The 24,474-nt window shown below is 63.6% G+C and carries 23 protein-coding genes; 15 read left to right on the top strand and 8 right to left on the bottom strand.

The features are described from left to right. The first annotated feature begins 51 nt into the window (after positions 1 to 51). Genes ACCD07_RS07555 through ACCD07_RS07545 form a run of 3 tightly spaced genes read left to right on the top strand, consistent with a single transcriptional unit; the run spans position 52 to position 1,967 of the window. Positions 52 to 654 carry a hypothetical protein gene (locus tag ACCD07_RS07555; RefSeq protein ID WP_176654569.1) on the top strand — a complete coding sequence of 201 codons (603 nt, stop codon included), beginning with the start codon at positions 52 to 54 and terminating at the stop codon, positions 652 to 654. 24 nt (positions 655 to 678) lie between these two features. Next, the gene (locus ACCD07_RS07550) at positions 679 to 1,251 is read left to right on the top strand and encodes a cytochrome b/b6 domain-containing protein (protein WP_176654568.1); all 573 of its coding nucleotides are present in this window, start codon (positions 679 to 681) and stop codon (positions 1,249 to 1,251) included. Then, a complete protein-coding gene (locus tag ACCD07_RS07545; protein WP_413446990.1) occupies positions 1,248 to 1,967 on the top strand; it encodes a molybdopterin-dependent oxidoreductase in 720 nt (239 codons plus the stop codon). The genes ACCD07_RS07550 and ACCD07_RS07545 overlap by 4 nt, the downstream gene beginning before the upstream one ends. Here the strand turns inward: ACCD07_RS07545 and ACCD07_RS07540 are convergent. The 6 genes from ACCD07_RS07540 to ACCD07_RS07515 form a co-directional block, all read right to left on the bottom strand. After that, a complete protein-coding gene (locus tag ACCD07_RS07540) occupies positions 1,964 to 2,350 on the bottom strand; it encodes a VOC family protein (protein WP_176654567.1) in 387 nt (128 codons plus the stop codon). The two genes, ACCD07_RS07545 and ACCD07_RS07540, sit on opposite strands and share 4 nt — an antisense overlap. A gap of 10 nt (positions 2,351 to 2,360) precedes the next feature. Continuing rightward, positions 2,361 to 2,786, bottom strand: coding sequence for a VOC family protein (locus tag ACCD07_RS07535; protein WP_176654566.1), 426 nt, complete (start codon positions 2,784 to 2,786; stop codon positions 2,361 to 2,363). A 120-nt stretch (positions 2,787 to 2,906) separates the two neighbouring features. Continuing rightward, positions 2,907 to 3,692, bottom strand: a complete 786-nt coding sequence (locus ACCD07_RS07530; RefSeq protein WP_353399949.1) for a LytR/AlgR family response regulator transcription factor — start codon at positions 3,690 to 3,692, stop codon at positions 2,907 to 2,909. Next, the gene (locus tag ACCD07_RS07525) at positions 3,689 to 4,618 is read right to left on the bottom strand and encodes a sensor histidine kinase (protein ID WP_176654564.1); all 930 of its coding nucleotides are present in this window, start codon (positions 4,616 to 4,618) and stop codon (positions 3,689 to 3,691) included. The genes ACCD07_RS07530 and ACCD07_RS07525 overlap by 4 nt, the downstream gene beginning before the upstream one ends. Next, entirely contained in the window at positions 4,615 to 4,881 is a 267-nt protein-coding gene (locus ACCD07_RS07520) for a hypothetical protein (RefSeq protein ID WP_413446989.1), read from the bottom strand. The genes ACCD07_RS07525 and ACCD07_RS07520 overlap by 4 nt, the downstream gene beginning before the upstream one ends. 102 nt (positions 4,882 to 4,983) lie before the next feature. After that, positions 4,984 to 5,544 carry a GNAT family N-acetyltransferase gene (locus ACCD07_RS07515; protein ID WP_176654562.1) on the bottom strand — a complete coding sequence of 187 codons (561 nt, stop codon included), beginning with the start codon at positions 5,542 to 5,544 and terminating at the stop codon, positions 4,984 to 4,986. A gap of 172 nt (positions 5,545 to 5,716) precedes the next feature. On the opposite strand from ACCD07_RS07515, the gene ACCD07_RS07510 reads away from it, so the two are divergent. Both ACCD07_RS07510 and ACCD07_RS07505 read left to right on the top strand, forming a co-directional pair. Next, entirely contained in the window at positions 5,717 to 6,796 is a 1,080-nt protein-coding gene (locus ACCD07_RS07510; protein WP_353399956.1) for an FxDxF family PEP-CTERM protein, read from the top strand. A 172-nt stretch (positions 6,797 to 6,968) separates the two neighbouring features. Continuing rightward, complete coding sequence (locus ACCD07_RS07505) at positions 6,969 to 7,904, top strand: choice-of-anchor A family protein (protein WP_353399959.1); 936 nt, start codon at positions 6,969 to 6,971, stop codon at positions 7,902 to 7,904. On the opposite strand, the gene ACCD07_RS07500 is transcribed toward ACCD07_RS07505, so the two are convergent. Both ACCD07_RS07500 and ACCD07_RS07495 read right to left on the bottom strand, forming a co-directional pair. Beyond that, positions 7,867 to 8,547, bottom strand: a complete 681-nt coding sequence (locus ACCD07_RS07500) for a TetR/AcrR family transcriptional regulator (protein ID WP_353399962.1) — start codon at positions 8,545 to 8,547, stop codon at positions 7,867 to 7,869. The two genes, ACCD07_RS07505 and ACCD07_RS07500, sit on opposite strands and share 38 nt — an antisense overlap. Then, entirely contained in the window at positions 8,529 to 10,004 is a 1,476-nt protein-coding gene (locus ACCD07_RS07495) for a PLP-dependent aminotransferase family protein (RefSeq protein WP_353399964.1), read from the bottom strand. The genes ACCD07_RS07500 and ACCD07_RS07495 overlap by 19 nt, the downstream gene beginning before the upstream one ends. A gap of 219 nt (positions 10,005 to 10,223) precedes the next feature. Here ACCD07_RS07495 and ACCD07_RS07490 point away from each other — a divergent pair, with 219 nt between their 5' ends. From ACCD07_RS07490 to ACCD07_RS07445, 10 genes are all read left to right on the top strand, one after another. Beyond that, on the top strand, positions 10,224 to 11,540 hold the full coding sequence (locus tag ACCD07_RS07490) for an aspartate aminotransferase family protein (protein ID WP_413446988.1): 1,317 nt from the start codon (positions 10,224 to 10,226) through the stop codon (positions 11,538 to 11,540). A gap of 13 nt (positions 11,541 to 11,553) precedes the next feature. After that, positions 11,554 to 12,669, top strand: a complete 1,116-nt coding sequence (gene ald / locus ACCD07_RS07485) for an alanine dehydrogenase (protein ID WP_413446987.1) — start codon at positions 11,554 to 11,556, stop codon at positions 12,667 to 12,669. Between the two features lie 22 nt (positions 12,670 to 12,691). After that, the gene (locus ACCD07_RS07480) at positions 12,692 to 14,194 is read left to right on the top strand and encodes a CoA-acylating methylmalonate-semialdehyde dehydrogenase (protein ID WP_413446986.1); all 1,503 of its coding nucleotides are present in this window, start codon (positions 12,692 to 12,694) and stop codon (positions 14,192 to 14,194) included. A gap of 112 nt (positions 14,195 to 14,306) precedes the next feature. Next, complete coding sequence (locus ACCD07_RS07475; RefSeq protein WP_413446985.1) at positions 14,307 to 15,677, top strand: NAD(P)-dependent oxidoreductase; 1,371 nt, start codon at positions 14,307 to 14,309, stop codon at positions 15,675 to 15,677. Continuing rightward, positions 15,677 to 16,972 (top strand): NAD-dependent dihydropyrimidine dehydrogenase subunit PreA, encoded by a 1,296-nt coding sequence (gene preA / locus ACCD07_RS07470; protein WP_353399979.1) that lies wholly within the window; start codon positions 15,677 to 15,679, stop codon positions 16,970 to 16,972. The genes ACCD07_RS07475 and preA overlap by 1 nt, the downstream gene beginning before the upstream one ends. Before the next feature lie 60 nt (positions 16,973 to 17,032). Further along, the gene (locus tag ACCD07_RS07465; protein WP_413446984.1) at positions 17,033 to 18,517 is read left to right on the top strand and encodes an NCS1 family nucleobase:cation symporter-1; all 1,485 of its coding nucleotides are present in this window, start codon (positions 17,033 to 17,035) and stop codon (positions 18,515 to 18,517) included. Between the two features lie 18 nt (positions 18,518 to 18,535). Continuing rightward, positions 18,536 to 19,930, top strand: a complete 1,395-nt coding sequence (hydA, locus tag ACCD07_RS07460; protein ID WP_176654554.1) for a dihydropyrimidinase — start codon at positions 18,536 to 18,538, stop codon at positions 19,928 to 19,930. Between the two features lie 110 nt (positions 19,931 to 20,040). Further along, positions 20,041 to 21,276, top strand: coding sequence for a Zn-dependent hydrolase (locus ACCD07_RS07455; protein WP_413446983.1), 1,236 nt, complete (start codon positions 20,041 to 20,043; stop codon positions 21,274 to 21,276). 80 nt (positions 21,277 to 21,356) lie between these two features. Further along, positions 21,357 to 23,036, top strand: coding sequence for a putative bifunctional diguanylate cyclase/phosphodiesterase (locus tag ACCD07_RS07450; RefSeq protein WP_413446982.1), 1,680 nt, complete (start codon positions 21,357 to 21,359; stop codon positions 23,034 to 23,036). Continuing rightward, positions 23,036 to 24,424: a tetratricopeptide repeat protein gene (locus ACCD07_RS07445; RefSeq protein WP_413446981.1), complete on the top strand. Its 1,389-nt coding sequence runs from the start codon at positions 23,036 to 23,038 to the stop codon at positions 24,422 to 24,424. Before ACCD07_RS07450 ends, ACCD07_RS07445 begins: the two co-directional genes overlap by 1 nt. The last annotated feature ends 50 nt before the right edge of the window (positions 24,425 to 24,474 follow it).

Raw genomic sequence — 24,474 nt, 5'->3', positions numbered from 1 at the left:
CTCCCGGGTGGAGCATAGTGCGGCTTCACTTCAACCATACGAGGAAGCACCATGAAACGCATCTCCACCCTGATCGCCGTCGCCACGCTGGCGCTGGCCGGATCCAGTTTTGCCGCCGACCGCCCGGTGCACCTGCGCGGCGAAGTCACCGCCGTCGGCACGGGTGATTTCGTCGTCACCGACCGCAAGGGCACCAAGACCACCATCAAGCTGCCGGAGCAGGCGCAAGTGCTGGACGTCTCGCGCAGCAGCCAGGCGGCCATCCAGGAAAACAGCTACCTGGGCATCGCCGCCGCGCCGGCGCCGCAGGGCAAGGTGCGCGCCATGGGCGTGATGGTGTTCCCCGAGGCGGCGCGCGGCTTGAACGAAGGCCATTTCCCATGGGATCTCGGTGATCGCGGCACGATGACCAACGCCACCGTCGCCAAGGTGGTCAAGAAGGCCAGCGCCACCGAGCTGGAAATGCGCTTCGGCGGCAAGGCGCAGCAGGTGGTGCTGGACAAGGACACCGTCTACGGCCAGTTCGTTCCCGGCAAGCGCGAGTTGATCGTCGTCGGCGCCAAGGTGTTGGTGATCGGCGCATCGGCCGCCGATGGCGCCACCGCCGCCAACGCTGTGATGGTGGGCCGCGACGGCTTCCTGCCGCCGATCTGAGCCGCATAGAGAGGAGGCCGCCGCATGACGACCGCATCGACCGACATCGGCGGCGGCCCGCCGCTCTGGGTGCGCCTGTGCCACTGGACCAACGCCGTGGTGTTCCTGCTGATGCTGACCAGCGGCTGGCAGGTGTTCAACGCCTCGCCGTTCTGGATCGACCATTTTCCCACGGCGCTGACGCTGGGCGGCAGCCTGCCCGGCGCCTTGCTGTGGCATTTCGCCGGCATGTGGGTGCTGGCCGCCAACGGCATCGTCGCGCTGACGCTGCTGGCCGCCAGCGGCCGCTTGCGTCACTTGTACCTGTCGCTGGGCCGAAGCCACAAGCCCGGCGGCGAGCGCAGCCGGGTGCAGAAGATCGCCTACCTCGGCGTTCTGGTGCTGCTGACGCTGGAAATCCTGTCCGGCCTGGCGATCTGGAAGCCGGTGCAGTTGCAAGCGCTGACGCAACTGGCCGGCGGCTTCCAGCGCGCCCGCGAAGTGCATTTCATCTGCATGGCCCTGCTGGGCATGTTTGTTGCCGGCCATGTGGTGCTGGCGCTGTCGTCGCCGCGTCTGCTGCTGGCGATGCTGGGATTAAGAAGGAGAACGACGTGAAAGAACCGGATCCCGGACGACGCGGCTTCCTGCGGCTGGCGCTGGGCGGCGGTGCCGCCGCGCTGCTGCAAGGCTGCGCGGGCACCGACAACGACACTGTTGCCGCCGCGCTGCGCGGCGTATCGCGCTTCAACGACGCGGCGCAGGCCGCGTTGTTTTCGCCGCAAACGCTGGCGCCGTTGTACCCGCGCAGCGAACTGACGCTGCCGTTCCGCTTCAATGCGTTTTATTCGGAAGCGTCGGTGCCGGAAATCGACGAGGCCGGCTGGCGGCTGGCCGTGGACGGCATGGTGCTCAGCCCCGGCGACTGGACGCTGGCGCAGCTGAAATCATTGCCGCCGCTGACGGAAATCACCCGCTTGATCTGCATCGAAGGCTGGAGCGCGGTCGGCCAGTGGACCGGTGTGCCGCTGCACTATTTCCTCGGCCTGGTCGGCGCCAATACGCGCGCGAAATATGTCGCCTTCCGCTGCGCCGACGGCTACTACACCAGCATCGACATGGCCAGCGCGCTGCACCCGCAAACCATGCTGGCCTTCAGCTTCAACGGCTCGGCCAGCCTGCCGGACGAATTCGGCTTTCCATTGCGGCTGCGTATCCCGACCAAGCTGGGGTTCAAGAACCCCAAGCACCTGACCGGGATCACCGTGACCGATCAATTCACCAGCGGCTACTGGGAAGACCTGCACGGCTACAACTGGTTCGCCGGCCTTTAGGCTGCGGACGTATCGGCCTGCATCATGCCGAAGATGTTGCCGTCGGGGTCCTTGGCGTAGGCCAGCCAGCCGACGCCGGGCACCGCCATTTTCGGCACCACCACTTCCGCCTTCAGCTGGTCGACTTGCGACAGCGTGTCGTCCAGCTGTTCGACGTCGACCGTGCAGACAAAGGCGTTCACGCTTTGCATCGGCTCGGGCACCGCACCGCGCCGCGGCAGCAGGCCGCCGTTGATGCCGGGCTTGCTGCCGTCGCCGGTGTCGATCAGCCAGTATTCGCCGCCTTCCCAGCGGTGAAAATTCCAGCCGAACAGCGAGCCGTAAAAATCGATCAGCGCCTGCGGCTGGCTGGCCTGGATTTCAAAATGTACTGGACGTCCCATGGTTTGCTCCTTAGTCTTCCGGATCGTAGGTGCCGATGCTCCAGATATGGCCTTCGGGATCGCGGCAGGTGAAGCCGCGTCCGCCGTAGTCCTCATCCTTGATGTCGAGCAGGATTTTCGCGCCCGATTCAAGCACGCGGCCGTACACCAGGTCGGCGTTGTTGACGACCAGGTAGGTGCTTTGCGTGTTGAAGCCGCCGACCTCGCCGGGCTGCTTCATCAGGCGGCCGTATTCAGTGTCGAACACCGAACCCAGCATGATCATGCTGTTGCCGAAACTGAGCTGTGCGTGGGCGATGGTGCCGTCCTCGTTGGGCACCACCAGCGTCGCTTCGAAGCCGAGGGTGGTGCACAGCCAGTCGATGGCGGCGGGCGCATCGCGATAGCGCATGCAGGGGATGACGTTGCAGAGAGTCTGCTTGGGTATGCTGGACATTGTTCTCTCCCTATCCTGGGTAGTGGAACAGATTCGATCGCGTTTGACACCCTGCCGTTCGCCGGGCTGGGGCGAGCGGATGAGAAATAAAAGTATATATTGATAACGATCAGACAGGGCTTACATTTGCTGAAATAAATGCGCGTTGCCACGGCTGACTTCCAGTTGCTCGGCGAAATTGCGTATCTTTACCATCTGCCGTCCGCGCAGGTCGCGCGTGACTTCTTCGATGGCATCCACGCGCACCAAGGTCGAGCGGTGGATGCGCCAGAACTCGTCCGGGTCCAGCTCGTCGGCCAGCTCCTTCAGCGTCTTGCGTATCAACACTTCCGAGCCCTCGGTCTGCACCCGCGTGTATTTTTCATCGGCGCGGAAGAACAGCACTTCGCGCGTGCTGATCATGCGCAGGTTGCTGCCCACCACCGCCTGGATCCAGCGCAGGTACTCGGGCTTGGTCTCGGGCTTGCTGTGGTGTGACAGCAACTGACTCAGCTGCCGTTCGATGTTCGACGGCTGCTGGCCGATCAAGGTCTGCAGCCGCGCGCAGGTGGTCTTCAGCCGGTCGCCGCCGACGGGCTTGAGCAGATAATCCAGCGCGCCCTGTTCGAACGCCTCGATCGCGTACTGGTCGTAGGCGGTGACGAACACCAGGTGGCAGCGGTTGAACAACATGCGCGCCGCCTCGATGCCGGACAGGCCGGGCATGCGGATATCCAAAAACACGATGTCCGGCTGGTGCTGGCCGGCCAGCGCCACGGCCTCGATGCCGTTGGCCGCCTCGGCCACGATCTCCAGTCCCGGCCAGGCGTCCAGCAGGCGCGCGCGCAGCTGCTGGCGCATCGGTTGCTCGTCGTCGGCGATCAGCGCGGTGGCGCGGCGCTGGCCGCTGCTTGCGGTGAAATTCATTTGCTGCTCCCGGCAAAAATATCCGGCGCATACGGAATGCGCACGCTGGCCCGGGTGCCGCCCGTCAGCGGTGCCTCGATCACCAGCTGCGCGCGGTTGCCGTACAGGATGCGCAGGCGTTCGCGTACATTGGCCAGGCCGATGCCGTCGCCGGCGTGGATGTTGAAACCGATGCCGTCGTCGAGCACGTCGACCTGCAGCATCTGGCCGTCGACGCTGGCGCGGATGTCGATGCGGCCGCCTTGTATCTTGGGTTCCAGGCCGTGCTTGATGGCGTTCTCGATCAGGATCTGCAACATCATCACGGGGAAGGTGGCGCTCAGCATTTCGGCCGGCACGTCGATCGACACCGCCAGCCGCGCGCCCATGCGCGCCTGCATGATGGCCAGGTAGGCGCGCGACATTTCGATCTGCCGGCCCAGCGTGCCGGCGCCCTTGGCGCGCATCTGCGGCAAGGTGGCGCGCAGGTAGTCGATCAGGTTCTGGTGGATGCGCGCCGCCTGCGGCGGATCGGTTTCGATCAGCTGGCCGATCAGGGCCAGCGTGTTGAACAGGAAGTGCGGTTCGACCTGGGCCTGCAGCGCGGCCATGCGCGCCTCGACCACGCGCCGTTCCATGCCTTCCTCGTCGGCGTGGCTGGTGGCGTGGCGCGCCTCGATCTCGGCCTTGCGCTTGCCGCCGGCCAGCACCTTCAGGCCGAACGACAGCAGGATGAAGGCGCCGGTCTGCTTCGGCAGGCCGAACGGCGTCAGGCCGAAGATCAGCAACAGCAGCCAGATCATCATCAGCTTGCGCCACTCGACCTGGGCCAGCCAGTCGAAGAAACGCCACCACAGGCTGACCGCGGTTTCGCCTATCTCGCGGACGATGTCGAGCAGGCTCTTGGCGTTGTCGTAGCCGGCCTTGGCCAGCCGGGATTTCTTCATTGCTTGTGCTCCTGGTGGCGGCGCTGGCGGCGGCTGCCGACCACGCACGCGCCGACCGCGATCTTCAGCAGCAGGAAGAAGGCGAACAGCACCATCGCCAGCGGCAGGATGGTCAGGATGAAGGCCAGGATCAGCGCCGCACCCAGCAGCGCCGGCGGCGACATGCGCTGCACCAGGCGCACGCCGTACCGTATCGTTTGCGCGAGGGCGTGGAAGATTTCTTCCAGCAGATCGACCACCGCCTGGCTGTTGAATTTGCTCATGTCGTGTCTCCATCAAATCGTTGCGATGGAATCACTGTAACAAAGCCTTCCCATGGCCAACAGAGGATTCCGACCAACGGCGGTTTCGGCGGAATGAACCGGTTATTCCACGCGATGAGTGGTCCAGTCGCTGCGCAGCAGGCCGTAGATGGTGCTGCCCGAGATTTCGCCGCCGACGAACCAGCGTTCGCGCAGATGCCCCTCGACCTGGAAATGCAGGCTTTCCAGCAGGCGGGCGGAGGCAATGTTATCGGGATGGATATCGGCTTCGATGCGATGCAGCTCCAGCGGGCCGAAGCCGTGGCTGATCAGCGCCGCCAGCGCCTCCTGCATGTAGCGCCGGCCCCAGTGCGGCCGCGCCAGCATGTAGCCGATTTCGCAGCGGTGGTTGCGGCGGTCGAAGGCGTACAGCGTGGCGGTGCCGATCACCTCGCCGTCCGGCAGCGCCATGGCCAGGCGCAGCGCGCTGCCGTCCAGGTAGGCGCGCTGCGTCTGTTCGATATTGTCGACAGCCTGGGAAATGTCCAGCCAGGGGGCGCTGCTCCAGTGGCGCAGCGCTTCCGGATCGGAGAACAGGCGGAACATGGCGGCGGCGTCGGCGGTTTCCACAAAGCGCAGGGTCAGGCGCGGAGTGTGCAGCTGGAATGGTTCAAAGCTGGGCATGGCGATACTCGAGAGGTAACAGCCCTCTAGCTTAGCGTAATTATTATCAAAATGTGCTTTTACGATGGACTGCCGACAGGAAATTATGATATGCTAATTGCAATTGTTATTAATATTTGGTAATTGTTGAGTGACCGCAAGGCCGCTCCTTCTTTTTCTTGAGGACAGATTGATGATCACCCGTACCCGTCTTGCCCTGGCCGTCGTCGCCATGGTTTCCAGCGCGGCCCAGGCCGCCCCGCTGAGCGCGACCGAGATGCTGCGCCAGTTCAATGTGGTGGTCAGCGGCAACCTGAACTCGACCTCGCACGTCGACGGCCGCACTTACGTGGGCGGCGACGCCGTCGGCGGCGATTATGTACAGCACGTCAACGACACGCCGGCCTCGGCTTACGCCGGCCTGACCGTGGGCGGCAATTACAGCGGCAATACGCATGTGAACGGCCTGGGCGCTGTGGTCGGCGGCAACGCCAGCGGCGTCAACGTCAATAGCGGCAGCACCTATGTCGGCGGCTCGGCCAGCAATTCGAGCTTCAACGGCGACGCCTGGATCGCCGGCAGCGCCTCCAGCGTCAACTTCAACGGCAAGGGCCATGCCGCCAGCTATAGCGGCACCAATAACAACAACGTACTCAACGCCCCGACCGGCATCATGAACAGCACCCTGGCCGCATCGACGTCGACCAACTTCTCGTCGGTGATGACCGGGCTGTCGAGCCAGTTGTCGTCGCTGCAGGCGACCGCCGGCACCTCGGTGGTCTTCAGCAACAACGACCACCAGGTGACGCTGAACGGCAGCGGCGTCAACGGCGTGCTGGTGTTCGACCTGACCGCGCTCGACACGAAGATCTTCTCGTCCACGACCACGGATATTTCGTTCAACCTGAGCAACGCCAGCACGGTGATCTTCAACACCAACGACTCCACGCTGAACCTGATGGCCAACTTCAACCAGGCGCAAAGCCTGGGCAGCAAGCTGATCTGGAACTTTGCCGGCCACGACACCAGCGTCAGCGTCGGCCGCACTTTCGGCGGCCAGGTGCTGGTCGCGGACGGCAGTTTCAGCAATACGGGCGGCGCCAACGTCGAAGGCGGCGTGTTCGCCAAGACGCTGAACCAGTACGGCGAAGTCCACTTGCAAAGCTTCAGTGGCACCGTGCCGACCGCGCCGGTGCCGGAACCGGAAACGTACGCCATGCTGCTGGCCGGCCTCGGCCTGATGGGCGCCATCGCCCGCCGCCGCAAACAGTAAGCCCCGCCTTACCGCAACAAACACCCGGATCAACGATGGCCATTTGGTCATCGTTGATTTTTTTTTGTCGCATTTGAAGCGCAGCCGGTGTATTTTTACTTGTGATTCAGAAATGAAATATGAAGTTGTGATATCCTTGAAGTAACTTAAATTGCTTTATAGGAATTTCATCATGACTGCTGCCGCGAAAAGTGCTGTTTCCGCCGTTGTACTTGCCATCGCCTCGCTGGGCGGCGCGCAGGCGGCTGTGCTGGACTTGGGCCTGCATGGCGCCAACGTATTTTCGTTCACCGACTTCAAGGCGCAAAGCGCCGACGTCGAAGGCGCGATCATGGCCGGCCGCGATGTCCAGCTGAACAATTACTCGGTCAACTACAACAACGTTGATGCGATAGGCAGCTATTCGCTGATCGCCGGCGGCAACCTGAAATTCACCAGCGGCTCGATCAAGAACGGCGACACCTATGTCGGCGGCACGACCAGCGTCACCAAGCAGGTCGACATGTACTCGCCTGTCAAGACCGGTACCGCGCCGATCAACCTGGGTGCGCTGAGCACCCAGTTGAAGAGCACCTCGTCCTCGCTGTCGAAGCTGGCGACCACCGGCAGCGCGGCGGTCCAGTGGGGCGGCTTGAACATCACCGGCAGCAAGAAGGCTGTCGAAGTGATCGATATCGACGCCAAGTCGCTGTCCTCCGTCACCTATTTCAACTTCAGCAACCTGAACGCCGGCTCCACGCTGATCTTCAACGTCAGCGGCGACAAGGCCAGCTTCAACGGCGGCTACCAGGGCTTCGAGAATTACAACGTGCTGTTCAACTTCTACCAGGCGACCGATCTGGGCGTGCACACCGGCCTGACCGCCAACATCCTGGCACCGAAGGCCAGCGTAACCGGCGGCAGCGGTGTAATCAACGGGAATGTGATCGTCGATTCATGGAGCTCGTCGGTGCAGATCAACGCCAACCACTTCTTCAAGTCCATCAACGTGCAAGGCTTCGGCAGCGTCAGTGCCGTGCCGGAACCGGAAACCTACGCGATGCTGCTGGCCGGCCTGGGTTTGATGGGCTTTATTGCCCGCCGCCGCAAGCAGGCTGCGGCACGCTGATCGCCGCCAGCACCATGTCGACGATGACCTTCTCGGCATCGTCGAAGTCCTTTTTCGTCAGCTGTTTGCGGTTCAACACCAACGCCATCTGCGCCGAGAAATCGGCATAGGACTGGGTCATCGCCCAGATCGCAAACAGCAGGTGGGTCGCGTTGATCGGCGCGATCTTGCCCTCGCTGATCCACTTCTCGAACACCTCGATATCCTTGCGCACCAGCGGCACCACGCGGCTCTGTATCTGCTCGCCGTACAGCTGCGCGCCGCTGATCACTTCCATCGCATACACGCGCGACGCCCACGGCTGCTCGCGCGAGAACTTCAGCTTGGCCTGCACGTAGGTGCGCAGCACCTCGCGCGGATCCTGGTCCTCGGCGGCCAGGTTTTCCATGCGTTCCAGCCATTCGTCCAGCACCTCGTCCAGCACGCGCTGGTACAGCGCCTGCTTGGTCGGGAAGTAGTACATCAGGTTCTGCTTCGACAGCCCGGCGTTTTCCGCCACGGTGGCGATCGACGTGCCCTCGTAGCCGCATTCGGCAAACACGCGCACCGCCTCGGCGGCGATGTCGGCTTCGAGCTTGTCGCGGTTGAGAACGCGCCGCTTGATCTTCGGCGCTGGCTCTGCATTCAGTTTTGCTGTCGGCATATGAGTCTCAGGAAGGTCAGGAGTTGAGGTTGGTCGGTGTAGGCCACGTTGAACCGGAACCAGATCGATTCCGGTGCGCGCAGCATGAAGAAGTCGCACGGCGACAGCAGGATGCCGGACTTGAGCGCCTGGTCGGCGATGATCTTGCCGTTCCAGTCGGCGGTGGGTGCGTCGCTCCAGCCGGCGCTGACGAACATGCCGCCGCGCGGCCGCGCCAGCGGTTCCATGCCGGCGCTGCGCAGGCTGTCGATGGTGCGTTCGCGGCCGGCCTCCAGCTGCGCGGCCAGCTTGTCCACCATGCGCTTGTAGGGCCGCGCGGTGATCGCGTGGTAGACGGCGCGCTCGTTGATCTCGGAGGTGGTCAGCCCGGCCAGCATCTTCACCCGCAGCAGCTCGGGGATCAGCGAGGCCGACGCGCAGATCGAGCCCACGCGCAGCACCGGCGACAAGGTCTTGGAGAAGCTGCCGACGCGGATCACGCGCCGCAGGCCGTCCATCGCCGCCAGCGAGGCTTCGCCGCGCGGCGCCAGCTCGCGGTAGATGTCGTCCTCCACCAGCCAGAAGTCGAACTGCTCGGCCAGGCCGAGCAGGCGGTGCGCCTGCGCCGCGCTGAGCGATGTGCCCAGCGGGTTTTGCAACACCGTGTTGACGAACATGAGCTTGGGCTGGGTCTGCGCCGCCTGTCTGGCCAGCGTGTCGAAATCCAGGCCGTTCTCGCCGCGCGGAATCCCGACCGGCACGCAACCGTGGTGGCGTATCAGCGACAGCAGGTTGCTGTAGCCGGGATCCTCGACAAACACGGTATCGCCCGGCTTGGTCAGCGTGCGCAGGATCAGGTCGAAGGCGTGGGTGGCGCCGTGGGTCAGCAGCACCTGCTCCGGCTCGACCGGGAACAGCTCGTCGCTCAGCGTCGACGACAGCTGCTGGCGCAGCGACGGGAAGCCCAGCGGGTGGCCGTAGCCGCGCAGGCGGTTGGCCGGGATGCGCATCGCGTGGCGCACGGCGTCGAGGATGGTGTCCTCGCCGTACCACTCGGGCGGCAACCAGCCGGCCCCCACGGCCAGCGCTTCCGAGGTGCCGGAATACAGATCGGGAGTGAGGGCGTCGATGGCGGTCGGCGTGGCTTGCAGCGTGGAAGGCAGCAGTGTTGCGGGAACGTCCTGGCGGGCCACGAAATAGCCGGAACCGCGGCGCGATGACAACAGTCCCAGGGTCACCAGACGGTCATAGGATTCGACAACTGTAAAGGTGCTGATGCCATTACACTTCGCAAATTGCCGTACGGAGGGCATTTTGGTTCCGATGCGCAACTCCCGGCGTCCCACCATGGCGCTGATGGCGGCGACGATCTGGTCGACCAGGCTGCCTTTCTTGCTGCGCTCTATGGCGAGCACGGGCCAGCCGGCCGCTCCGGGCGGACAGTCGGCTTGATCGATCACAGGATTCGCTAGGTCCATCCTTGACTCCAATTGCTGCGTAAAGCAAAACTGTAGTGTTTTTGTTGCCAGTACGGTTGGACAGTTTTGATATTTGTGTATCTGTGCCATAGTTGTTGCGCTGTCTATTATTGCATCATCATTTTGCCAACTGGTAAATTTTTTTATGGTTCGTCAAAAAAATCCTTACGTTTGCGAGCAAACTCGAAGCTGAATTGAGCTGTATCACAGGAGATGAGCATGAACGAGTCCAGACCTGAATCGATGGCGTCCTTCTGGATGCCGTTTACCAACAACCGCGACTTCAAGGCGCATCCGCGCCTGCTGGTGTCGGCCGAAGGGATGTACTACAAGGATGTCGACGGCAACTCCATCCTCGACGGCACCGCCGGCCTGTGGTGCGTGCCCTGCGGCCACGCACAGCCGAAGATCGTCGCCGCCGTGCGCGAGATGGTCGGCCAGCTGGATTTCGCGCCGACCTTCCAGATGGGCCACCCGGCCGCCTTCGACCTGGCCGAAAAGCTGATGGAGTACACCAATCACAAATTCGGCCACGTGTTCTACACCAACTCCGGCTCCGAGGCGGTGGACACGGCGCTGAAGATCGCGCTGGCCTACCACAAGGCGCGCGGCGAGGCGAGCCGCACCCGCCTGATCGGCCGCGAGCGCGGCTACCACGGCGTCGGCTTCGGCGGCATCTCGGTCGGCGGCATCGCAGGCAACCGCAAGCCTTACGGCGTCATGCTGCCCGGCGTCGATCACCTGCCGCACACGCACAACCTCGAGAAGAACGCCTACACCCGCGGCGAACCGGAATACGGCACCGAGCTGGCCGACGAACTGGAACGCATCGTCGCGCTGCATGACGCGTCGACCATCGCCGCCGTCATCGTCGAGCCGGTGGCTGGTTCGACCGGCGTGCTGATTCCGCCCAAGGGCTACCTGAAGCGCCTGCGCGAGCTGTGCACCAAGCACGGCATCCTGCTGATCTTCGATGAAGTGATCACCGGCTTCGGCCGCCTGACGACGCCGTTCGCGGCCGACTACTTCGACGTCGAACCGGACATGATGACCACCGCCAAGGGCCTGACCAACGGCGTGATCCCGATGGGCGCGGTGTTCAGCAAAAAATTCATCCACGACGCCTTCATGGAAGCGCCGGCCGGCATCGAACTGTTCCACGGCTACACCTACTCGGGCCACCCGGTCGCCTGCGCCGCCTCGCTGGCGACCTTGGAAGTGTTCAAGGAACAGAAGATCCTCGAACACGCCGCCGGCATGGCCGAATACTGGGCCGATGCGGTGCACTCGCTCAAGGGACTGCCGCACGTGATCGACATCCGCACCATCGGCCTGATCGCCGGCATCGAGCTGGCGCCCATCGCCGGCAAGCCGGGCGCGCGCGCCTTCGCCGCGTTCAAGCAGGCCTTTGCCGACGGCGTCCTGATACGCACGACGGGCGACATCATCGCGCTGTCGCCGCCGCTGGTGCTGGAGAAAAAACATATCGACGAACTTTTTGGAAAGCTGACGACTGTACTGAAAAACCTCGACTGACAAGGAGAACACCATGCTGGTAGGCGTCCCAAAAGAGATCAAAAACCAGGAGTCCCGCGTCGGCCTTACCCCGGCCAGCGTCAAGGAACTCGTATTGCGTGGTCATCAAGTGGTAGTGCAGAAAAACGCCGGCGTCGCCATCGGCCTGAGCGATGCGATGTACGAAGGCGCCGGCGCGACCATCGTCGAGGAGGCGAGCGAGATCTTCGCCCGTGCCGAGATGATCGTCAAAGTGAAGGAACCGCAGCCGGAAGAATGCGCCATGCTGCGGAAAGGGCAGATCCTGTACACCTATCTGCACCTGGCGCCGGACCCCGAGCAGACCAAGGCCCTGGTGGAATCCGGCGCGGTTTGCATCGCCTACGAAACCATCACCGGCGCGAACGGCGGCCTGCCGCTGCTGGCGCCGATGAGCGAGGTGGCGGGGCGCATGTCGATCCAGGCAGGCGCCGCGCACCTGGAAAAATCCAAGGGCGGCATGGGCCTGCTGCTGGGCGGCGTGCCCGGCGTGGCGCCCGGCCATATCGCCATCATCGGCGCCGGCGTGGTCGGCACCAACGCCTTGCAGATGGCGGTCGGCATCGGCGCCCGCGTGACGATTGTGGACAAGAATATCGACCGCCTGCGCCAGCTCGACCTGGTGTACGGCAACCGCATCTCGACGATGTTCTCGAACGCGCACTCGATCGAGGAAGCGGTGCTTGATGCGGACCTGGTCATCGGCGGCGTGCTGGTGCCCGGCGCCGCCGCGCCCAAGCTGGTGACCAAGGCCATGATCGCGCGCATGAAGCCTGGCGCGGTGGTGGTCGACGTGGCGATCGACCAGGGCGGCTGCTTTGAAACGTCGCACGCCACCACGCACGAAAAGCCGACCTACGTGGTCGACGGCGTGGTGCACTACTGCGTGGCCAACATGCCGGGCGCCGTAGCCCGCACGTCGACCTTCGCACTGAACAACGCAACGATAGGCCACGCGGTGGCGCTGGCCGACAAGGGTTGGCAGAAGGCCCTGAAGACCAATCCGCACCTGAAGAACGGTTTGAATGTCTGTCTCGGCCATGTCACCTATGAAGCGGTGGCGCATGGCCTTGGCTATACGTATGTGGACGCGGACACCCTGTTGGGCTGATCCGAATTTTAGAGAGAACGTTATGAGCAACCTGGACACCATCACCCATTACATCAACGGCGTCAAAGTCGATACGCAAAGCGGCCGCTACGCGGACGTGTTCAATCCGGCGCTGGGCGAGCCGGTGGCCAGGGTTGCGCTGGGCACGACGGAAGAAGTCGACGCCGCCGTGCGCGCGGCGGAGAAGGCTTTCCCCGCATGGTCCGCCACGCCGCCGCTGACGCGCGCCCGCGTCCTGTTCAAGTACCTGCAGCTGTGCCAGCAGCACACCGACGAATTCGCGGCGATGCTGACGCGCGAACACGGCAAGACCTTCGCCGATGCGCAGGGCGAAGTGGCGCGCGGCATCGAGATGGTGGAATTCGCGGTCGGCATCCCGCAGATGCTGAAGGGCGAATTCACCGACCAGATCTCGCGCGGCATCGACGCCTGGTCGATGCGCCAGGCTCTGGGCGTGGTGGCCGGCATCACGCCGTTCAACTTCCCGGTGATGGTGCCGATGTGGATGTTCCCGGTGGCGCTGGCGTGCGGTAACACCTTCATCCTCAAGCCTTCCGAGCGCGATCCGTCGCCGTCGCTGTTGCATGCGCGGCTGTTGAAGGAAGCGGGTTTGCCGGACGGCGTGTTCAACGTCATCCAGGGCGACAAGGTGACCGTCGATGCGCTGCTCGATCATCCGGTGGTGCAGGCGGTGAGCTTTGTCGGTTCGACGCCGATCGCGGAATACATCTACTCCCGTGGCTGCGCTGCGGGCAAGCGCGTGCAGGCGCTGGGCGGCGCCAAGAACCACATGGTCGTCATGCCGGATGCGGACATGGAAATGACTGTCGATGCGCTGATGGGCGCGGCCTACGGTTCCGCCGGCGAGCGCTGCATGGCGATCTCGGTGGTGGTGGCCGTCGGCGATGCCGGCGACAAGATTGTCGATGCACTGGCAAAGCGCACCGCCGCACTGAAAGTGCGCGACGGCATGGCGTCCGACGCCGAAATGGGGCCTGTCGTTTCAAGCGCGGCCAAGCAGCGCATAGAGCGCTTGATCGGCGAAGGCGTGGAGCAGGGCGCGAAACTGGTGGTCGATGGACGCAACCATGTCGTAGCAGGACGCGAGAACGGCTTCTTCATCGGCGGCACTTTGTTCGATCATGTCACGCCGGATATGACGATTTACAAGGAAGAGATTTTCGGCCCCGTGCTGTGCATGCTGCGCTCGCCGGACGTTGGCAGTGCGGTGGAACTTATCAACCGCAACGAGTACGGCAACGGCGTGGCGATCTACACCCGCGACGGCGGCGTGGCGCGCGAGTTCGTGCGGCAGATCCAGGTGGGCATGGTCGGTGTCAACGTGCCGTTGCCGGTGCCGATGGCCTTCAACAGTTTCGGCGGCTGGAAGCGCAGCCTGTTCGGCGACCATCACGCATATGGTCCCGAGGGCGTGCGTTTCTACACGCGCCACAAGGCGGTGATGCAGCGCTGGCCGAACACCGCAAGCGCTGGCGCAGAATTTGCATTCCCTCAGATGAAGTAAGCTCCCGTCATTCCCGCGCAGGCGGGAATCCATACACAGCATGGCGTCACGCGAAGTATGGATCCCCGCTTTCGCGGGGACGACGTTCTCCAAGCACTAGCCAGGAAATCGTATGATGATCGAATCTCTCAAATACATGCCCCAGCCGAAGGAAGCCAACGCCACACTGGCGGAACACTTCACAGACCTGGCGCCGGCGCTCAATGCGCGCCAGGCCGCGATTGAAAGTTCGCGCTGCCTGTATTGCTACGACGCGCCATGCACGCGCATCTGCCCATCGGATATCGACGTCGCCAGTTTCATCCGCAATATCCACGACGGCAACGTCAACGGCGCGGCCGTCGGCATCCTGAAGCAGAACATCCTGGGCGGCAGCTGCTCGCGCGTCTGTCCGACCGAGATCCTGTGCGAGGACGCCTGCGTGCGCAATCACGATGCGGAAGGCCAGCCGGTGAAGATCGGCTTGCTGCAGCGCTACGCCATCGATAACATGACGATCAGCGAGCACCCGTTCAAGCGCGCCGCATCGACCGGCAAGAAGATCGCCGTCGTCGGCGCCGGGCCTGCGGGACTGTCGTGCGCGCACCGCCTGGCGATGCTGGGCAACGACGTGGTGATCTACGAGGCCAAGGAGAAATCCGGCGGCCTCAATGAATACGGCATCGCCAAGTACAAGCTGACCGACAACTTCGCGCAGAAGGAAGTGGACTTCCTGCTGCAAATCGGCGGCATCGAGATCAAGCACGGCCAGGCACTCGGCGGCAATGTGCTGCTGAAGGATTTGCACGCGCAGTACGACGCCGTGTTCCTCGGCCTGGGACTTGGCGCCAGCAAGCAGCTAGGCCTGACCGGTGAGGACGCGCCCGGCCTGCTGGCGGCCGTCGACTACATCGCCGCGCTGCGCCAGGCAGATGACCTGAGCAAGCTGCCGCTGCCCGCGCGCGCCATCGTCATCGGCGCCGGCAATACCGCCATTGACATGGCGGTACAGATCCAGCGCCTGGGCGCGGAAGAAGTCACGCTGGTGTACCGCCGCGGCTTCGACGCGATGAGCGCCACCGAACACGAACAACATATTGCGAAGGAAAACCAGGTCCGCATGCGCACCTGGGCCCAGCCGCAGCAAGTGCTGCTGGACGAAGCGGGCCGCGTGCGCGGCATGCGCTTCGAGAAAACCGCAATCACCAACGGCCGTCTGGCTGGCACCGGTGAGACTTTCGAGATCGCGGCCGACGCGATCTTCAAAGCCATCGGCCAGAGCATGGACGAAACGAGCATCAGTGATCCACTGGCGAAAACGCTGAAACGCGACGGCGACAAAATCCACGTCGATGATCAGTTCCGCACAGTCCTGCCGCGTATCTACGCCGGCGGCGATTGTGTGGCGCCCGGACAGGACCTGACCGTGCAGGCGGTACAGCACGGAAAACTGGCGGCGCACGCCATTCACCAAGACATCAACGGTATGAAGGAGGCTGCATAATGGCTGACCTGAGCATAGAATTCTGCGGCATCAAGTCCATCAATCCGTTCTGGCTGGCGTCCGCGCCGCCGACCGACAAGGCCTACAACGTGGTGCGCGCATTCGAAGCGGGATGGGGCGGCGTGGTGTGGAAAACGCTGGGCGAGGATCCGGCCGCCGTCAATGTGTCGTCGCGCTATTCGGCGCACTACGGCAAGAACCGCGAAGTCCTCGGCTTCAACAACATCGAGCTGATTACCGACCGTTCGCTGGCGATCAACCTTGAAGAGATCACGCAGGTCAAGAAGGACTGGCCGGACCGCGTCATCATCGTCTCGCTGATGCTGCCGTGCGAAGAAAAACTGTGGGCCGATATCCTGCCGCTGGTGGAAGCGACCGGCGCCGATGGCATCGAACTCAATTTCGGCTGCCCGCACGGCATGCCGGAGCGCGGCATGGGCGCCGCCGTGGGCCAGGTTCCCGAGTACGTGGAGATGGTCACGCGTTGGTGCAAGACGCACTCGAAGCTGCCGGTCATCGTCAAGCTGACGCCGAACATCACCGACGTGCGCGCCCCGGCGCGCGCCGCCAAGGCCGGCGGTGCGGACGCGGTTTCGCTGATCAACACCATCAACTCGATCACGCACCTGGACCTGGACCAGATGGTGGCCTTCCCCATCGTCGGCGGCGCCAGCACCCACGGCGGCTATTGCGGTTCGGCGGTCAAGCCGATCGCACTGAACATGGTGGCCGAGATCGCACGCGATCCGCAGACCAAGGGCCTGCCAATTTCCGGCATCGGCGGCATCGGCAACTGGCGCGATGCGGCGGAATTCATGGCGCTGGGTTCGGGCTGCGTGCAGGTGTGCACCGCCGCCATGCTGCACGGCTTCCGCATCGTCGAAGAGATGAAGGACGGCCTGTCGCGCTGGATGGACGAGAAGGGCTACAAGAGTATCAGCGAATTCGTCGGCAAGGCTGTGCCGAATACGACGGACTGGAAATACCTGAACATGAACTACCAGGTGATCGCGCAGATCAACCAGGACGACTGCATCAAGTGCGGCCGCTGTTACGTGGCATGCGAAGATACCTCGCACCAGTCGATCGCGCAGCTGATCGACGCCGCCACCGGCACGCGCACGTATGAAGTCATCAAGGAAGAGTGCGTTGGGTGTAACCTGTGCGAGATCACTTGTCCGGTGCAGGGCTGCATCACGATGGTGCCGCAGGATACCGGCAAGCCATACATGAACTGGACGCAGGACCCGCGCAACCCGCGCGCGGAAAACGTGAAGGCGACCGAAACGGCATAGACATCTCGGGTACGGAACTTGCAGCGATAGAAGGATACATCAACCTTTGGAGAAAGCCCCGTGAGCAAAGAACTCTCTGGCAGCACGCAACTCTGGAACGAAGACCTGGCCCCGACCACGGCGGCGCAGCGTACCTGGCGCTGGTATCACTTCGCCGCGCTGTGGGTCGGCATGGTGATGTGCATTCCGGCCTACACGCTGTCCGCCAGCTTGATCGAGGGCGGCATGTCCGGCTACCAGGCGGTGCTCACGGTGTTCCTCGCGAACGCGATCGTGCTGCTGCCGATGCTCTTGATCGGCCACGCCGGCACCAAGTACGGCATCCCATACGCGGTACTGGCGCGTTCCTCGTTCGGTACATCGGGCGCGCGCTTGCCCGCGCTGATGCGCGCCATCGTCGCCTGCGGCTGGTACGGCATCCAGACCTGGTTCGGCGGGCAGATGATCTACACGCTGCTGGGCGTTCTGATGGGCGGTGAAATCGGCGGCGAAAAAATCGCAGGCCTGGGCATCAACGGCGGACAGCTGCTGTGCTTCCTGGCCTTCTGGGGCATCCAGTTCTGGTACATCGTGCACGGCATGGACGCGATCCGCAAGCTGGAAACCTACACCGCGCCGCTGAAGATATTGATCTGCTTCGTGCTGCTGGGATGGGTCTACAACAAAGCCGGCGGTTTCGGCGACCTGCTGTCGGCGCCTTCGCAGTTCGTCGAAGGCGGCAAGAAGGCGGGCCAGTTCTGGTCCGTGTTCTGGCCTTCGCTGACTGCGATGGTCGGCTTCTGGGCCACGCTGGCGCTGAACATCCCCGACTTCACCCGCTTCGCCAAATCGCAGCGCGACCAGGTCATCGGCCAGTCGGTCGGCTTGCCGGTGCCTATGGGCCTGCTGGCGATGATGGCGGTGATCGTCACTTCGGCAACAGTGGTCTTGTACGGCAAGGCGATCTGGGATCCAGTCGACCTGTCCAGCCGCATGACCGGCGCCGCCGTGCTGATCGCATTGGTGATCCTGTTGATCGACACCGTCTCCGTCAACCTGGCCGCCAACCTGGTCGGCCCGGCCTACGATTTCTCGTCGCTGGCGCCCAAGCATATTTCGTATAAGGTCGGCGGCTACATCACGGCCAGCATCGCGATCCTGATGATGCCCTGGAAGATACTGGAATCCACGCAGGGCTATATCTTCACCTGGCTGATCGGCTATTCCGCGCTGCTGGGTCCCATCGCCGGCATCCTGATTGTCGACTACTACCTGGTGCGCAAGACCGAGTTGAACGTCGGCGAGCTGTATCGCGAAGACGGCCAGTACTCGTACGGCAAGGGCTGGAACATGGCCGCGCTGGTGGCGTTCGTGATCGGCGTGTTGCCCAACATACCCGGCTTCCTCAATGCCGCATTCCCGGCTTCCTTCCCCGACGTGGGGGCCGGATTCAAGACGATTTATACCTACGCCTGGTTTGTCGGAATCGCTATTTCGGCATTGGTGTATGGGGTTATGATGAAGGGTAAAGCCGTGCCCGCGATACGGGCGCCGGCCCACCCCTAAAAGATTCAGGAGATGTCCATGTCAACTATCATTCGCGGCGGTACCGTCGTCAACGCCGACCGCGCCTTCAAGGCCGATGTGCTGTGCTACGGCGACAAGATCATCGCCGTGGGCGAAGGCCTGGACGCCCCGCCTTCGGCCAAGGTGATCGACGCCAGCGGGCAGTACGTGATGCCTGGCGGGATAGACCCGCATACGCACATGAATTTGCCGTTCATGGGCACCGTCACGCAGGATGATTTCTACACCGGCACCGCCGCAGGGCTGGCCGGCGGCACCACCACCATCATCGATTTCGTCATCCCCGCGCCGAAGCAGAACCTGATCGAGGCCTACCACCAGTGGCGCGGCTGGGCCAAGAAGGCCGCCGGCGATTACAGCTTCCACGTGGCGATCACGTGGTGGGACGAGACCGTGCACCGCGACATGGAGATCCTGGTGCGGGATCACGGCGTCAACAGCTTCAAGCACTTCATGGCGTACAAGAACGCCATCATGGCCGACGATGAAACGCTGGTGAAGAGCTTCCGCCGCTGCCTGGAACTGGGCGCGATGCCGACCGTGCATGCGGAAAACGGCGAGCTGGTATTTCAGCTGCAGCAGGATCTGCTCAAGCGCGGCTTGACGGGACCGAGCTCGCATCCGCTGTCACGGCCGCCGGAAGTGGAGGCGGAGGCCGCAAACCGCGCCATCGCGATTGCCAACGTGATGAACACGCCGGTCTATATCGTCCACGTCTCCTGCGCCGAATCGCTGGAAGCCATCACCCGCGCGCGTGCCCATGGGCAGCGCGTGTACGGCGAAGCGCTGGCCGGCCACCTGGTCATCGACGACAGTGTGTATCACAGCGACGATCTCGAATATGCGGCCGCCCATGTGATGAGTCCACCGTTCCGCAGCAAGCATCACCAGGCCGCGTTGTGGCAAGGGCTGGTGGGGGGCAACCTGCATACCACGGCCACCGATCACTGTACCTTCTGCGCCGAGCAAAAGGCCGCCGGCAAGGATGATTTCACCAGGATCCCCAACGGTTGCGGCGGGGTGGAGGATCGCATGTCGGTGGTGTGGGACGCGGGCGTCAACACCGGTCTGCTGACGCCGTCGGAGTTCGTCAAGGTCACCTCGACCAACACCGCACAGATTTTCAACATGTATCCGCGCAAGGGCGTGATCGCCGTGGGCGCCGATGCCGACATCGTCGTCTGGGATCCGGAAGGAACCCGCACCATTTCGTCGCTGACGCAGTTCGCCAAGGGCGGCTTCAACGTTTTCGAAGGCCGCACCGTGCGCGGGATTCCGAGCACCACGCTGGCCGCCGGCAACGTCGTGTTCCATCGCGGCGTGCTGATGGCGGTGGAGGGCGCGGGCCGCCACATCGACCGCCCGGCATTCAAGCCGACGTCGGCGCGCTAACCATACCAACCGTCATTCCCGCGAAAGCGGGAATCCATAGGCCATCACCAGGGCGGCGAAGTATGGATTCCCGCCTGCGCGGGAATGACGGATTTAACGGAGATTTGATTATGAGCGACATGCGTATTAATGGCGACCGCCTGTGGGCGGCGTTGATGGAACTGGCCCGGATCGGCGCAACGCCCAAGGGCGGCGTCAAGCGACTGGCGCTGACGGACCTGGACAAGCAGGGCCGCGACCTGGTGGTCGGCTGGGCGAAGGACGCCGGCATGTCGGTCACCATCGACCAGATCGGCAACGTGTTCATGCGCCGCGACGGCACCAACAACGCGCTGCCGCCGGTGATGACCGGCAGCCATATCGACACCCAGCCCACCGGCGGAAAATTCGACGGCAACTACGGCGTGCTGGCGGGCCTGGAAGTCGTGCGCACGCTGAACGATCTGAAGATCAAGACCGAGGCGCCGATTGAAGTGGCCTTCTGGACCAACGAGGAAGGCTCGCGTTTCGTGCCGGTGATGATGGGGTCCGGCGTATTTTGCGGCGCCTTCAGCCTGGAGACGGCCTACGCCGCCAAGGACACCGAGGGCAAGTCCGTCGGCGAGGAACTGGCGCGCATCGGCTACAAGGGAGACCAGGTTCCGGGCGACCATCCTATCGGCGCCTACTTCGAAACCCATATCGAGCAAGGCCCCGTGCTTGAAGACGCCGACAAGGTGATCGGCGTGGTGCCGGCGGTGATGGGCCTGTCCTGGTACGATTGCGTGGTTACCGGCATGGAGGCGCACGCCGGGCCGACGCCGATGGGCCTGCGCAAGGATGCGCTGCAAGTGTCGACCAGGATCATGCAGGAGGTGGTGGCCATCGCCAACCGCTACCCGCCGTATGGACGCGGCACGGTAGGCATGGTGCAGGTATTCCCGAACAGTCGCAACGTGATCCCTGGCGAAGTCAAATTCAGCATCGACCTGCGCAACGTGAACGACGAGCTGCTCAATACCATGCACGAAGAGATGCTGGCCTTTATCGACAAGACCCGCGTCGAGACAGGGTTGAAGATTTCGATTGAGCGCGTGTCCTACTATCCGCCATGCCCGTTCCATCCGGAGTGCGTGGACGCGGTGCGCAACGCCACCGCCAAGCTGGGATATTCGACGATGGACGTGGTCTCCGGCGCAGGTCACGACGCGATCTACGCCGCCCGCCTGGCACCGGCGGGAATGATCTTCGTGCCCTGCAAGGACGGCATCAGCCACAATGAAATCGAGGACGCCAAATCCGAGCATCTGGAAGCCGGCTGCAACGTCCTGTTGCACGCCATGCTGGAGCGCGCGCGCATCGTCTGATTTGCTGCCTCGGCCAGCCGGTGTGGCGCCTGAATGTGATAGGCTAACAACCTATACATCACGCCGCACCGGCTACTAACATGCAAGGACCACCAAAATCGCACGCGGCGGCACTGGAGACGGCCTGCCTGACAGCGACCCTCGAAAGTATCACCGATGCGGTGCTGATGCTCGACGGCAGCTGGAATATCCGCTACATGAACGGCAACGCCGAGCGTTTGCTGCAAGTGCAGCGTGCCGACGTGATGGCGAAGAATGTTTGGTCGGTGTTCCCCGAGGCGGTGGGCGGGCCTTATTACCTTGCCTATCACCGGGCGGTGGAAACCAACAGCGTCGTATCGTTCGAGGAGCACTACGCGCCGCTCAACCTGTGGACCGAAATACGTGCCTATCCGTCGGAGGAGGGCGTGACGATCTACTTCCGCGACATCAGCGAGCGCAAGGCTATCGAGGCCGAGATTCACAACCTGGCCTTTTACGACAAGCTCACGGGACTGCCGAATCGCCAGCTGCTGCTGGAGCGGATCGGGCATGCGCTGTCGCTGTCCCGGCCCGGCGCGATCCTGTTCATCGACCTGGATAACTTCAAGACCATCAACGATACCCGGGGCCACGACAAGGGCGACATATTACTGCGGCTCGCTGGCGAGCGTATCAGCACGGCGGTACGCAGCGACGACACGGTGGCCCGCTTTGGCGGCGATGAATTCGTCGTGCTGCTGGAGGACCTGGGCGATACGCCGGAAGATGTCGCGACTGCGGCGTATGGCCTTGCCGCCAATGTTGTCCGCGTCTTTTGCGACCCGTTCGATATCGCCGGCGTGGAGCACTACAGCACTCCGAGCATCGGCGTCACGGTCTTCGACCATGAAGCCAACGGTGTGGACGACCTGCTCCAGCGTGCCGACCTGGCCATGTACCAGGCCAAGGCCGCCGGCCGCAATACCGTGTCCCTGTTCGACCCCGCCATGCAAATCCGCGTCAACGCGCGCGCAACGCTGGAAGCCGACATGCGGCGCGCCGTGCAGAATGATGAATTCATGCTGCACTATCAGCCGCTGATGGGTGTCGATGGACGCATGGTCGGCGCCGAGGCGCTGGTGCGCTGGAAGCATCCGCAGCGCGGACTGGTGCCGCCGTGCGAGTTCATTCCGGTGGCGGAGGAGTCCAACCTGATCTTGCCGCTGGGCCGCTGGGTCATGCGGGAAGCCTGCCGCCAGCTGGCGCTCTGGAGTCGAGACCCGCATTCTTCGACGCTGGAGATGGCTGTCAATGTCAGCGCAACGCAGTTTCACCGCCCCGACTTTGTCGAGCAGGTGCTGGCGGCGCTGGCCGAGACGGGCGCGCACCCGTCGCACCTGCGGCTGGAGCTCACCGAGAGCCTGCTGCTCAAGGACGTGGAGGGCACGGTGTCGAAGATGCAGCGGCTGCGCGATGCGGGCGTCAGCTTCGCGCTGGACGATTTTGGCACCGGCTACTCGTCGCTCTCCTATCTGCACCGGCTGCCGCTGGATCAGTTGAAGATAGACCGTTCCTTCATCTGGGGCGCTTTCAAGGAAGGCAGCGGCGCGGAGATCGTGCGCATCATCGTCGCGCTGGGCAAGGCGTTGAATATGTCGGTGCTGGCCGAGGGCGTGGAGACGCAGGAGCAACTGGCCTTCGTGGCCGCCGAAGGATGCCAGTACTACCAGGGCTATTTGTTCAGCAAGCCGCTGCCGGCGGCGGAGCTGGCGACACTCATCTCGCATCTGCCGGATTGATGTTTTCAGACCCCCAGCAAGCCTACCTCGATGGCAATCACCGCATGGCCGCCGGCGACCTGGCCGGAGCGGAGGACAGCTTCATGCAGGCCTTGCTGCTGGAGCCGTTGCACGGCGCGGCCCGCGCCAATCTTGGCTATCTGAAGGAGCGGCAGGGCGCGCTGGCGGAAGCGGAGTTCCACTATCTGCAGGCGATAGCGCTGATGCCCGATCACGCGCAGCTGTATCAGAATCTTGGCGTGCTGCTGCTGAAGACCAGGCGCTTCGGCGACTCGGAGGCGTCGATGCGCACGGCTGTCGAGTTGGAGCCGGAGTCGCCGTCCGCGTGGAGCCAGCTGGGCGTTCTGCTGGCTTGCGTGAAGCGAGAACGGGAGGCGGAGCAGTGTTATCTGCGAGCGCTGTCGCTGGACCCGGGCCATGCGCGGGCGCGCTTCAATCTGGCCTATGTGCTGCTGCGTCAGGGACGCTTTGCCGAAGGCTGGCCGTTGCTGGAGGCGCGCTGGCAATTCGACGACCTGGCCCATGCCTTCCATTGTCCGCGCTGGGACGGCGAGCCGCTGCAAGGCAAATCGCTGGTGATCGCGCTGGAAGCGGGGCAGGGCGACATGATCCAGTTTTGCCGTTACGCCGCGCTGCTGAAGGCGCGCGGTGCCGCGCGGATCGCGGTGGTCTGCCATCCGGCGTTGCGGCGCTTGTTCACGACGCTGGCGGGCGTCGATGAGGTGTATGCGATCGACGGCACCGTGCCGGCCGAGGGCTGGGACTACTGGATGCATCCCATGCGCTTGCCGGGATTGTTCGGCACCGGTCTTGCCAGCATCCCGTCGTCGGTGCCCTATCTCGCGGCGGAGCCGGAACTGGTGAAGCATTGGCACGGTCTTTTGCCGCGGCAGGGCTTGCGCGTTGGCCTGGCATGGAAAGGCAATCCGGACTTCGAGAACGACGCGGATCGCTCGCTGCCCTCGTTGCTGACCCTGGCGCCGCTGGGCGGCGTGCCGGCGCATTTCGTCAGTCTGCAAAAAAGACCGGGAGAAGAGGAGGCGCCGCCCGCCGGCATGACGCTGCACGCCATCGGTCCGCAACTGCGCGATTTTGCCGACACGGCGGCTGTCATCGCCAATCTGGACCTGGTGATCAGCGTCGATACGGCGGTCGCTCACCTGGCCGGCGCGCTGGGCAAGCCTTGCTGGCTACTGCTGCCCGACTACCGGTGCGACTGGCGCTGGATGACGGAGCGTAGCGATACGCCGTGGTATCCGTCGATGCGCCTGTTCCGCCAATCCTGCGCTGGCGATTGGACGCCGGTGATCGACGCCGTCGGGCGGGAACTGTCGGCTTTCCTGACAAGCGGTGCCGTGGCGACGGCATCTGGTAGTGCAAGCCCCTGATTTCATTGGGCCGTATTCCGGGGCACAGTTTGTGCATCGCGCCTGAATGG

The organism is Duganella sp. Dugasp56 (assembly GCF_047304105.1).
Lineage (GTDB): Bacteria > Pseudomonadota > Gammaproteobacteria > Burkholderiales > Burkholderiaceae_D > Rugamonas > Rugamonas hordei.
This window is presented reverse-complemented; position numbering and strand designations above follow the sequence as displayed.